Annotated in this window: 10 protein-coding genes and 1 tRNA gene; 4 read left to right on the top strand and 7 right to left on the bottom strand. The window is 34.7% G+C overall.

Translation table 11 applies throughout. The features are described from left to right. Positions 1-48: 48 nt before the first annotated feature. Both nusA and rimP read right to left on the bottom strand, forming a co-directional pair. On the bottom strand, positions 49-1281 hold the full coding sequence (nusA, locus tag DSM00_RS02160) for a transcription termination factor NusA (protein ID WP_128756375.1): 1233 nt from the start codon (positions 1279-1281) through the stop codon (positions 49-51). A gap of 9 nt (positions 1282-1290) precedes the next feature. After that, on the bottom strand, positions 1291-1755 hold the full coding sequence (rimP, locus tag DSM00_RS02155) for a ribosome assembly cofactor RimP (RefSeq protein ID WP_128756374.1): 465 nt from the start codon (positions 1753-1755) through the stop codon (positions 1291-1293). A gap of 284 nt (positions 1756-2039) precedes the next feature. On the opposite strand from rimP, the gene DSM00_RS02150 reads away from it, so the two are divergent. Next, a complete protein-coding gene (locus tag DSM00_RS02150; protein ID WP_128756373.1) occupies positions 2040-2375 on the top strand; it encodes a hypothetical protein in 336 nt (111 codons plus the stop codon). Positions 2376-2432: 57 nt separating this feature from the next. Here DSM00_RS02150 and DSM00_RS02145 read toward each other — a convergent pair. Then, a tRNA-Gln gene (locus DSM00_RS02145) sits at positions 2433-2505 on the bottom strand. 200 nt (positions 2506-2705) lie between these two features. Between DSM00_RS02145 and DSM00_RS02140 the strand changes: the two genes are divergently transcribed. Beyond that, positions 2706-5987 carry a glycosyltransferase family 117 protein gene (locus DSM00_RS02140; RefSeq protein WP_128756372.1) on the top strand — a complete coding sequence of 1094 codons (3282 nt, stop codon included), beginning with the start codon at positions 2706-2708 and terminating at the stop codon, positions 5985-5987. A gap of 4 nt (positions 5988-5991) precedes the next feature. Beyond that, positions 5992-6645, top strand: a complete 654-nt coding sequence (locus DSM00_RS02135) for a polysaccharide deacetylase family protein (protein ID WP_128756371.1) — start codon at positions 5992-5994, stop codon at positions 6643-6645. Here DSM00_RS02135 and DSM00_RS02130 read toward each other — a convergent pair. From DSM00_RS02130 to DSM00_RS02120, 3 genes are all read right to left on the bottom strand, one after another. Further along, the gene (locus tag DSM00_RS02130) at positions 6642-6938 is read right to left on the bottom strand and encodes a thioredoxin family protein (RefSeq protein WP_128756370.1); all 297 of its coding nucleotides are present in this window, start codon (positions 6936-6938) and stop codon (positions 6642-6644) included. The two genes, DSM00_RS02135 and DSM00_RS02130, sit on opposite strands and share 4 nt — an antisense overlap. Positions 6939-7026: 88 nt before the next feature. After that, entirely contained in the window at positions 7027-8445 is a 1419-nt protein-coding gene (locus DSM00_RS02125; protein WP_128756369.1) for a hypothetical protein, read from the bottom strand. Positions 8446-8561: 116 nt separating this feature from the next. Then, positions 8562-9776: a metallophosphoesterase gene (locus DSM00_RS02120; RefSeq protein WP_128756368.1), complete on the bottom strand. Its 1215-nt coding sequence runs from the start codon at positions 9774-9776 to the stop codon at positions 8562-8564. Between the two features lie 110 nt (positions 9777-9886). Between DSM00_RS02120 and DSM00_RS02115 the strand changes: the two genes are divergently transcribed. Then, positions 9887-10885 (top strand): isoaspartyl peptidase/L-asparaginase family protein, encoded by a 999-nt coding sequence (locus DSM00_RS02115; RefSeq protein ID WP_128756367.1) that lies wholly within the window; start codon positions 9887-9889, stop codon positions 10883-10885. Positions 10886-11326: 441 nt separating this feature from the next. Here DSM00_RS02115 and DSM00_RS02110 read toward each other — a convergent pair whose 3' ends face one another. Then, positions 11327-11764, bottom strand: coding sequence for a retropepsin-like aspartic protease (locus tag DSM00_RS02110; protein WP_128756366.1), 438 nt, complete (start codon positions 11762-11764; stop codon positions 11327-11329). Between the last annotated feature and the right edge of the window lie 82 nt (positions 11765-11846).

Below are 11846 nucleotides of genomic sequence, written 5' to 3'. Positions count from 1 at the left end.
TGCTATAATTCGCTATAAAATTAACCTAAAAAACCTGTACACTCCTAGTTATTGTTCAAACTCTTCACGAAGAATACGCATCACATCTAATACGGTTTCTTCCTCAAGGTCTGTTCTGCGTACAAGATCTTCTACGTCTTGTTCTAAAATACTTTTTGCGGTATCTAAACCTATTTTTGAAAACTCAGCTATTACCCAAGCTTCAACTTCATCAGAGAATTCAGAAAGCTCAACATCCTCTTCCACTCCTTCTCTGTACACATCAATTTCATATCCGGTTAGCTGTCCTGCTAAACGTATATTATGACCACCTCTACCTATTGCTTTTGAAACCTCCTCAGGCTTAAGCATAACTTCGGCAGTTTTATTTTCTTCATTTATCTTAATCGACGTAATCTTAGCCGGACTCAAAGCTCTCGTTATAAAAAGCTGCAAGTTTGCTGTATAATTAATTACATCTATATTCTCATTACCTAACTCACGAACTATACCGTGAATACGAGAACCTTTCATTCCCACACAAGCTCCTACAGGATCAATACGATCATCGTAAGAATCTACAGCAACTTTAGCTTTCTCACCTGGTATTCTCACTACTTTCTTAACAGTAATTAAACCATCAAAAACCTCTGGAATTTCAGATTCAAAAAGCTTTTCTAAGAATAACGGCGAGGTACGAGACATAATAATTGAAGGCTTATTACCCTTTAACTCAACGCTCTCGATTATACCTCTTACACTTTCTCCTTTTCGGAAAAAATCCGAAGGAATTTGCTTCTCTTTAGGCATGATAATCTCATTACCCTCATCATCTAATAATATAATAGCACGATGTCTTATATGATGCACTTCTGCATTATAGAGCTCACCTTCTAAATCTTTAAATTGCTTGTATATATTAGTATTATCGTGCTCATGAATTTTACTAATTAAATTCTGACGTAATGCTAAAATAGATCTACGTCCCAAATCAATTAATTTAACTTCTTGAGAAACATCTTCACCTACTTCAAAGTCAGGTTCAATTTTATGAGCTTCACTTAAACTAATTTCTGAATTCTCATCTTCTACTTCACCGTCAGCTACTACAACACGATTACGCCAAATCTCTAAATCCCCTTTATCAGGATTAATAATTATATCAAAATTATCATCACTTCCAAAACGCTTTTTCAACGTACTTCTAAAAACCTCTTCGAGTATTGCCATAAGCATTACTCTATCAATTAGTTTATCATCTTTAAACTCTGAAAACGATTCGATTAACGCAATATTTTCCATGCTATGTACTTAAAATTTTATCTTAACTTTTGCTTGCTCTATGCTGTCAAAAGAAAACACTTCTTCTTTATCTACAGTCACCTTGCCCTTTCCTACTTCTTTCGCAACACGTTCTTTCCAAGACAATGTCACACCTTGATCATCTACTTCAGTAAGAAGTCCTGTTACTTTAGAGCCATCTTGAAGCTTAACTTCAAGATCTCTACCTATATTCTTTTTGTATTGTCTTTTATTGATTAATGGTTCTGTAGCACCAGATGACATAACCTCTAAAGAAAAATCTTCTTCTTCTCGGTCTAGATTATGCTCCACCTTACGACTTACATTAATGCAATCTTGTACAGTCACACCTTCGTCACCGTCTATAACAACAGTGATTTCGTTATTTCCCTTAAATATGAGGTCAACTAAAAATAGTGACTTGTACTCCTCAAACGCCTCTTCTAAAAGAGCTTTTACTTTTTCCTTCAACATGATCCTATAAAAAGAGGGGACTTTAAATGTCCCCTCGTTTAATTTTTTTCTTAATTAACGCTGCAAATATAGTAATAATTTTGAAGTTTAAAAAACCCAAAGCTATCCTATTCTAAACGTGGAAGCTAAAAAACATTTTGACAGACTTACCGCTACTCAAATAACCCTCTTAATATTTAAAATTAACCTAGAGAATTTTAGTTAATTCTTTTCTAAATAACATTTCATTAAAAGTTAAGAACTAGAAACAAGATTAAATTAGATCAAACTCTAAAATAATCGGTATGAAAACTTCTACTCAAGATATCTTAGGTAATCTGTTTCAGATTATAGATCAAAACTGCTCTGAAAATTACACCTCCAAAAATTCTGAACGTATTCAAATTGCAATCTTGAAAAAATTCTTTAAAGCTTCCGAAGTTATTTTAGAACATAGAGGAGCGAATACGCGCATTCATTTAAAATCTATTTTTCCGGAATCTCCCAATTCTGAAAGTATAATAGAAATAGAATCATCTCAACTTAAATCTTTCTTGTGCGATTGCATTGCCAAAGACACTAAAGGCATATCATTTTACACAAACATGCTCTATTACATAACCGCAAATCAGCAAGCATAAGACAATCTATATGATTTAAATAAAAAAATCCGAATCAAAATGATTCGGATTTTTTTGTTGGCCTACTAGGGCTCGAACCTAGACTCTTCTGGACCAAAACCAGACGTGTTGCCAGTTACACCATAGGCCATTGACCTTTTCTTATTACAAGAAAACATTCACCTGACTTGCGAATGCGGCTGCAAATTTAAAACAAAGTTTTTGTTCAGCAAATCTTTTTTTGAGAAAAATTTCAAAAGAAAAAATATTTTGTTTCTGCACGTCGTTTTATATAAAACAGAATTCATTACCGTATTAATTCTTAAATTCGCTGCTTGCTAAATTTGCCTTATGACAAACTTCAATTTCCCGAAGTATAATAAAATAGTTGGTTGGTGTGCATTTACCATTGCATTAATCACTTACAGTTTAACTGTAGAGCCTACAGCCAGTTTCTGGGATGCTGGTGAATATATTTCTACCTCCTCAAAGTTAGAAATTGGCCACCCGCCAGGAGCTCCATTGTATCAAATGCTAGGTGCATTTTTCTCAATTTTCGCTCCAGATGCAACCTACGTTGCTTTATGTGTGAATTTTATGTCGTGTTTAGCATCTGCATTCACGATCCTATTTATGTGCTGGTCAATCTCTTTGTTATTGCGTAAGTTGCTTAAACGCAATAAAGAAGTTTTATCGAGTACAGATCAAATTGCTGTTTTAGCAGCTTCTTTTATAGGTTCAACTGCTTTTGCATTCACAGACAGTTTTTGGTTTAATGCAGTAGAAGCAGAAGTATATGCGATGGCTATGTTTATGCTATCGGCCTTATTTTATGTTGCTCTTTTATGGGAGCGCGATATGTTTAAACCTCGAGGCAATAGATGGTTAATGCTTATTTGCTTTATAGTAGGACTTTCCTTTGGTGTTCACTTTATGGCGCTATTAACTATTCCTGCAATCGGCTTTCTATATTTCTTTAAAAATTACAAAACAATTACGATCAAGAATTTTATTGTAGCCAATGTAATTGTAGTTGCTGTATTGATGTTTATTTTCAAATTCCTATTACCTTATACGTTAAGCTTTTTTGGCTACGCCGAAGTATTCTTTGTCAATTCCTTTGGACTTCCATTTAATAGCGGAACTATAATAGCCGGTATAGTATTTATAGGTATCTTTTATTTCTTACTGAAATTCACTAGAAAAAAATCTTATTACCAACTCAATACTTTAATCCTTTCAATTCTATTTATTTTTATTGGTTTTTCTAGTTGGTTAATGCTTCCTATACGCGCAAATGCAGGAACCACCATTAATGAAAACAATCCTAATAATGCCCGTGAGTTATTAGCTTATTATAACCGTGAGCAGTATCCAGAAACACATTTGTTTTATGGGCCGCAGTTTACAGAAATTTATGGAGGTCTTGATGCTCAAAACCCATATATAGATGGCAAGCCTAATTATGAAAAGGATGAAAAGAGCGGTAAATATATTATTATAAACGAGTGGGAAAACGCTGTACAAAATTCTGAAGATCGGCATAAGGTTTTCTTACCTCGTATGTGGAGTACAGATCATATTGCAAATTATATGCAATTTACCGGTCCGTTACAATTTCAAGTCAAGCCAGAATATGCAGACAATCAAGAATTGCAGCAAGCAGTTGCAAAATTTAAATCTGATTACGCGCAAGGCCGTATAGATAATGAAGGGTTTCAGTCTTTCTTAATGCGTATTAGGCAATATATTGATGTTGATCCTCCATCATTTTCAGATAACTTAGCGTACCTATTTGATTTTCAATTTGGCTATATGTATTGGCGTTATTTTATGTGGAATTTCACAGGACGCCAGGATGATATTCAAGGGAATTATGACGATATCCATGGAAACTGGTTAAGTGGAATTTCTTTTATAGACGAAGCCAGATTAGGACCTCAGGATAATTTGCCTAGCGACGTTCTCAACAACAAAGGAAGAAATATGTATTTCTTCTTACCACTTATACTCGGTTTATTAGGACTTGTATTTCAAGCAAGCAAAGACAAGAAAAGTTTTTGGGTACTTCTTGTCCTCTTTCTATTTACCGGTATTGCACTTAAAATATATCTAAACGAGCGTGCTTTTGAACCTCGAGAACGAGACTACGCACTTGTGGGCTCTTTTTATGTTTTTGCAATGTGGATAGGTTTTGGAGTATATGCATTATATGACATGCTAAAAGATAAAGTATCTTCAAAAATTGTACTGCCTGCAATCACTGTAGTCTGCCTTCTTGCTGCACCTGTAATTTTGGCTTCTCAGAATTGGGATGATCATGATAGATCTAATCGCAAAACAGCACTTGCAATGGCAAAAATGTATTTAGACAGTTGTGATGAAAATGCCATTCTATTTACCATAGGTGATAATGATACTTTCGCATTGTGGTACGCGCAAGAAATTGAAGGCTACCGTAGAGATGTACGTATTGTAAATACCAGTCTCTTCCAGACATCATGGTATATAGATGATATGAAGCGTAAGGCTTACGAAAGTGACCCTATCCCTTCTCAGCTTACGCACGATAAATATGTCGCAGGCAACAGAGATGCTATTTGGTATAATGATCTAAAACCTAATGACACACTTGATATCAAAACTTGGATGAACTGGATTGCAAGTGATGATATTAGAACCATGGAAGAATTACAAAGTGGTACTATGGTACATACCTACCCTACAAAACTTATACGTATTCCTGTAGATAAAAATACAGTTCTAAGCAAAGGGATTGTGCCTCAAAAAGATTCAGATCTAATTGTTCCTAGTATAGTAGTCAATATTAAAGAAGATGTTCTTTATAAAAACCGACTGCTTATGCTGGATGTGATTGCAAACAATAATTGGGAACGTCCTATTTACTTTACAGGCGGAAGCTTTGGAGATGACGACTATTTATGGATGAAAGATTACCTTCAGTTAGACGGTGTATGTTATAAACTGGTACCTATTCGCACACCTATAGACCCACAATCTCCTTATGATATGGGACGTATTGATTCTGAAAAATTCTACAATATCGCAATGAACTGGTATTGGGGTAATAGTGGAGATCCAGATGTTTATCATGATACTGAAACACGTCGTAATGGAATCACGTACCGAGGCAATCTGGCACGTCTTACTGAAACCTTAATCAATGAAAAGCAATTTGGTGAAGCTAAAGACGTACTTGATCTTGCAATGGAGAAAATGCCAGTTGATACATTTGAATACTACACACTTCTTGAACCCTATATAAGTGGTTATTATCAAGTAGGAGAGCAAGCAAAAGCCCGCAAATTATGGGGTGAGGTTGCTAAGAAATATCAAGAGAAATTGAATTATTGGAGTACAGTAGATCTCAACAGACAGTATAAATACGCGCAAGATATTATTACAGATATTGAACGCTATCGAAGCTTAGTAGATTTATTAATTCGTAATCAGGATCAAGAAATCTTACCTGAAAAAGCTAAAGAATTTAATTCGTACTTGCGTAAATTCAGTCAGTTTTACGGAGAAAATGAGACTGCTCCAGAAACATCTCAGCCTACTGAGCAGATAAGAGACTCATCAATTGCTATTCCCAGAGATACAACTAGATAAGATAATGCCTATTAAACTTAACTTACCGGTAAAGACGCCTAAGATAATTAAGCGTCTTTACAGTAAGTATATATGGGATAAGAAAACTAAAAACTCTTCGCAAAAGACACTTTACCTAACCTTTGACGATGGTCCTATTCCACAAATCACTCCGTGGGTTTTAAAAACCTTGGAAAATTTTAATGCACAAGCTAGTTTTTTCTGTATAGGAGACAACATTGTAAAGCATCCAGATATATTCAATTTACTTATTAAGAGTAATCACACTATAGGCAATCATACATTTAACCATCTCAATGGGTGGAAAACGGATAATGAAGATTATCTAATAAATATTACTAAGACTGAAAAGATACTAACCCAAAAGCTTGGCCAGCATCCATTATTCTTTAGACCTCCTTACGGAAAAATTAAAAAAAGACAGGCTAATAGATTGATTGAGAAAAATTACCAAATCGTAATGTATGACGTTATTGCTTATGACTGGGACAGCGCTATAGATAAAAATAAATGTTTAGATAATGTACTAAATTATGCTGAAGATGGCAGCATTATAGTTTTTCACGATAGCTTAAAAGCTGAAAATAATATGAAGTATGCGCTGCCTCGTGTTCTAGAGCATTTTTCAAAAAAGGGATATATATTTAAAGGGCTTTAAACAAATTTCTGAACAATAGAAATTAAAGAATTGGCATCAAGCTCTCCGCTTTGCCTCCACTTCATCTCTCCATTTTTATAAATCACTAATGTAGGCAAGCCCTTTATTCTAAGAGCTTCAGCTAACTCAGGATTTTTATCAACGTCAATTTTCACAACTTTTACTCTATCTCCTAATGCCGCAGCCACGTCACGTAGAATAGCGTGCATAGTAGTGGATTGTTCATTCCATTCTGTATAGAAATCAATTAAAACAGGAATTTGTAAATCTATGAGTGCTCCAAATTTTGACATACCTCATGCTCTTTTAGTTGAATAAATATAAGGTTAAATGACTTAATGCCTCTATTTTAAGAAAATATTATAAAAAGATGGTCATATATTAATTTCCTATAAGATTATAACTCGTAACTAAAAATTGATTTGTTCCAGAAGATGTATTCCTTTCTACATAAATTTCAATGTAATCATTAGGATTTACATCAACAGTTCCTATAATTGACAATCCTTGCCTATCGTTAGTGTTTATTATATCATAGATGACTTCGGTTCCCGAAACGATATTGCCATTTTTTCGGATTGAAAAGGTAACTCGCATACCCCCTATAGCAGTGAATGATATAGCCCCAAAAATATTAATAGCCCGAGATTTTTTTCCTTGATAAACCAATCTATTTGAAACACTCGCATTAGACATTCTAAAAAGTCGGGTTGATAATGTTGTGACAGGAAGCTTTATTGCGGTTGATCCCAATACAGTAACTGGCGCGGAATCAAAATATATATTACCCGTAGCTTCATTATCTGATTCTGCAGGTATACCAGGACAATTTACTGTCCAGTCATTTGTGAAATTATATCCTATGTAGGACCCTGAGGTATATCCCCGAATATAGGCATTAGTGGAGTTGCCTGAAAAAACAGTTCCTAACATTACAGCACTACCAGTAGCCGGCAGTATAGGGTTAGAACTCACATCAAATGCAATTGCTGAACCAGCAACAGTACTAAAGCCACTAACCTTCTCAATAAGCCCAAAAGATCCAGTTAATTTCTCGTAAGTACCCCTGTTCGAATTCAGCCAGGCTTGATTGTTTAATAATAAGTTCCCGATATTGGAATAGGTTATTCCATTTGTATTACCTACAAATTGAACAATATTAGAAAAGAGAAGACCCAGACCAGAAATGGATCCCACACTGGTAGTCATCCCATTTACAATGGTATTTTGAATTAATAGTGACTCTGAGGAAGCAATACCAGGACCTGCAATTTCGAAAGCTTTTGAACCGCTCAGAGTAACATTTCGTATACTCCCTCCAAATCCACCCTTGAAGACAACCCCTCCGGTAAATTTTAATATATCTTCTGCTGCATCTAAGCCCGATAAATATGCGCCATTAAGATTTATTGAATTTGTTAATATAATCTCACCATTAATTTCGTAAAAAGTATCTTCATCCAAAGTAATTACTCCTCCCGAAGCCGCTGGAAAATCTGATTGACTTTTAACTAAAACATAATTATCACGTTTTTTCTGGGTTTGAAGTTCTGACCAAGATGAAGATTTAAAATAATATAACGCAGATTCATCGGTGTCATATACAACAAGACCATTTGCAGGATTGCTTATTGCATTACGTTGGGCTGTTGTCATTCTAGGAGTCAACAAGCCTTGAGATTCAGACTTTAGTTCTAATAATGCCGATGCATCCGGACTTGTTGTGCCTATGCCTACTTGGGAGAAACACACAGGATTTACCATTAGAAAAATAAAGGAAGCTAAAATTCTATAAAACATATCTCAAAATTTAATACTATTAAGATATGTATTTTATAGATTAAAACATTTATTTAAAGGAAATTATTAATGTAATTAATTAAAATAGGTAAGAATAACCTTTCATTTAATAACGTTTATTTATTCTTTTTAAGCTTAATAACTGTAACCTCTGGCCAAATTCCAACTCTTCCCGGATAGCCTAAATATCCAAATCCCCTATTCACATTGAGCACCCGGTTACCTTCTTTGTAAATCCCGGCCCAATTTTCATATCGATATTGAACGGGACTCCACCTAATCCATCCTGGAATTTCTATCCCAAATTGCATTCCGTGAGTATGACCACTTAAAGTAAGTTGGTAGTTTTTAGAATCTTTTTTAAGACGTTCTGCCCAATAAGAAGGATCGTGACTCATTAAAATCTTAAAATCATCGCTTGACAATCCTGCAGAAGCCTTATCAATATCTCCCACTTGCTTAAAACCAGTCCCCCAGTTCTCAACTCCTACTAAAGCAATTTTTTGTTCACCTCGTGTTATAAATTTATGCTCATTCAATAATAATTGCCATCCCATTTCGGCTTCAAGGGTTTTCAGACTTTCTAAATTTGCGGACTTTTCAGCTTGAGAACTCCAGTCTGCATAATCTCCATAATCATGATTACCCAGTACAGAGTAAACTCCGTCTTTAGCTTTCAGTGATGAAAATAATCCTGTCCAAGGTTTCATCTCACTTGCAAAATTGTTTACTAGATCTCCTGTAAAAAGAATGACATCACTTTCTTGCTCATTAATTAAGTCGATACCATATTTAATTTTACTCGCATCATCAAAACTGCCACTATGAATATCACTTATTTGAGTAATTTGATAACCATCAAATGCTTCAGGCAGGTCATCAAATTCTAAGGTATAGGAAAGCACTCTATATCTATATTTACCTTTATACATTCCATAAATTAAAGAAGCAAAAGGTATTGCAGCAATTCCGAGCGCTATCGCACTTACAAATTTTCGTCGGGAAGGCATTTCATAGGTAGTAGATTCACCAAATAGCGAATTGAATATGCTTAGTATAAAACGAACGATATCTTCTCCAAATAAAACTACTATGAGAATTAGCTTAGGAACAAATAAAACTAAAAACCAACCCATAATATACATTTCACGAGTGGCTATACCGGTTGATCTATCCATATTAGAAAGCGTATAAATAAATACAAGTAATACTGCAATAGATATAAAAATGTAAATACCTGCTAGCCAGAAATTCTTGGAAAGAGTTCTGAAGGCCTGAAAAGCATATAAATCGATTAAGATGTAAAGTAGAATAAATATTAACCAGCGCATATTGTTGAAAATAAGACGGCAATATTATGAAAGCTATCTCCTAATTATTATAATGAAATCTTATTTTTAGAAAATAAACCAGTTTATTTTATTTATAATAGATATTACTCATGAAGCGTCGCAACTTTATTGCCACTACCAGCCTAAATACAATCGCCATTACTTTGGGATTAACAAGCATCGCCAGAGGAAAAGATTATAAATTAAACTCAAAAACGATTATTGAGAAACCTATGAAAGAACATGCAGTTGCTATTTGTACCTGGGAATTTACTAAAGCCAATGCCGTGGCCGGCGAACTTCTGGATAAAGGATATGAAGCAATAGATGCAGTAATTGCAGGAGTAGCTGTGGAGGAGGAAAATATTAAAAATACAACTGTAGGTAAAGGAGGCTCCCCAGATCGAGAAGGGAATGTAACATTAGATGCGTGTGTAATGGATCACACCGGTAACTGTGGAGCGGTGATGTGTGTGGAAAACATTACCAATGTTGCTGCTCTTGCTCGGGAGGTAATGAACAAAACGCCCCATGTAATTCTTACAGGCAAAGGAGCTGAAGACTTTGCCTTGAAAAATGGATTTAATGCTGAAAAATTGTTAACCCCAGAATCTGAAGAGGCTTGGCAAGAATGGTTAAAAACATCTGATTATAAACCGCTGATTAATATTGAAAATCACGATACCATAGGAATGCTCGCCTTAGACAAAAAAGGAAATATTTCTGGAGCGTGTACTACTTCTGGACTTGCGTATAAAATGAAAGGCCGTGTAGGAGACAGTCCTATTATAGGCAGCGGTCTATTTATTGACAATGAGATAGGAGGTGCTGCTGCTACCGGAATGGGTGAAGAAGTCATCAAAACTGTGGGTAGCTTTTTAATTGTCGAACTTATGCGCAACGGAATGAGTCCGCAAGAAGCCTGTGAAGAAGCAATAAGAAGAATAGTATCTAAGAATCCCAATCATGTAAATTTTCAGGTTGCCTATATTGCAATCAACAAAAAAGGAGATACAGGAAGTTATTGCATTCACCCAGGATTTAAAATGATGCAATATAAAAGTCAAGAAAATAAAGCTATCACTACTGATAGCTATCTAAGAAATTAAAATTAAGAGCAATATTTAAATGTTTTTAATTAATAAAAAAATACTTTAGTTTTGTTTCAAGCTTTTAAAGCAAAAAATATTTAAGACTGTTGTAATTGACTTGTAATAATCAATTATGATTTGGGGTGAAAGCCAGCTCTCGAGCTGGCTTTCTTTATTTCCAATAATTAGTAATAGAAAACTTCAAATCTTTAAGAAAAAAGGAGTGGTTAGCGAGGTTACATGACAACTTGATGCAGTTAAAACTTTAGTAACCGAAGTGAAGCGTTTTATAATAGCCTTTCTGGCTTTCTTTATTTATAACAATTAGGAAGAGAAAAACTTTAAATCTCCCAAGAAAAATGGGGTCGTGAGCGAGGTTACACGACATTTTGATGCAGTTAAAACTTTAGTAACCGAAGTGTTTAAATTGACTTACTTAAAAGCCTCGAAAGGCTAAAATTATTTCAGATACATACAATTATACTGATAGTCGATAATTGCCTTGCCTAATTTTAATACATCAGCACCAATAATTCCACTTACTGGCTTCGCATCATGATTAATGAGCGCTTGGTTTACGTGTGATAAATCAAATAAAACAATTGAAATATTTTTTGTTTTCCAAGGACCTATTTCGATTAGATTATCTTGAGCAATTTGTGTAAGCATATCAATCGCACCTGCTCCGGCAGCCTTGACCTCACTATCTTTTGCATATAATTTGAAACGCTCGAGATCTTCAAAACCTATGCACGTATTTGAAGCTCCGGTATCTAATATAAATTCACCAGAAACTCCATTAATTGTAGCTTCAAATTTGAGATGTCCTGTGCCTACTGGTGAAAGCGGAATTCTCTTATATTTTTTCTTTTTCAGAAACTGCCAAAGTGAAATCATAATAAATGCTAAGTGGCCAAACTTAGAGTAAATAAAACACTTGAATTTTAAATTTTTAATAAAGTTTACGTCTGCTAACAGC

The sequence above is a fragment of the Leeuwenhoekiella aequorea genome, from assembly GCF_004104375.1.
Classification (GTDB): domain Bacteria; phylum Bacteroidota; class Bacteroidia; order Flavobacteriales; family Flavobacteriaceae; genus Leeuwenhoekiella; species Leeuwenhoekiella aequorea.
Note: the sequence above shows the minus strand (reverse complement) of the source record. Positions and strands in the feature narration are given on the sequence as shown.

Coding starts and splice junctions, on each gene's coding strand:
- nusA (WP_128756375.1), bottom strand. CDS start 1,281: ATGGAAAATATTGCGTTAATCGAATCGTTTTCAGAGTTTAAAGATGAT.
- rimP (WP_128756374.1), bottom strand. CDS start 1,755: ATGTTGAAGGAAAAAGTAAAAGCTCTTTTAGAAGAGGCGTTTGAGGAG.
- DSM00_RS02150 (WP_128756373.1), top strand. CDS start 2,040: ATGAAAACTTCTACTCAAGATATCTTAGGTAATCTGTTTCAGATTATA.
- DSM00_RS02140 (WP_128756372.1), top strand. CDS start 2,706: ATGACAAACTTCAATTTCCCGAAGTATAATAAAATAGTTGGTTGGTGT.
- DSM00_RS02135 (WP_128756371.1), top strand. CDS start 5,992: ATGCCTATTAAACTTAACTTACCGGTAAAGACGCCTAAGATAATTAAG.
- DSM00_RS02130 (WP_128756370.1), bottom strand. CDS start 6,938: ATGTCAAAATTTGGAGCACTCATAGATTTACAAATTCCTGTTTTAATT.
- DSM00_RS02125 (WP_128756369.1), bottom strand. CDS start 8,445: ATGTTTTATAGAATTTTAGCTTCCTTTATTTTTCTAATGGTAAATCCT.
- DSM00_RS02120 (WP_128756368.1), bottom strand. CDS start 9,776: ATGCGCTGGTTAATATTTATTCTACTTTACATCTTAATCGATTTATAT.
- DSM00_RS02115 (WP_128756367.1), top strand. CDS start 9,887: ATGAAGCGTCGCAACTTTATTGCCACTACCAGCCTAAATACAATCGCC.
- DSM00_RS02110 (WP_128756366.1), bottom strand. CDS start 11,764: ATGATTTCACTTTGGCAGTTTCTGAAAAAGAAAAAATATAAGAGAATT.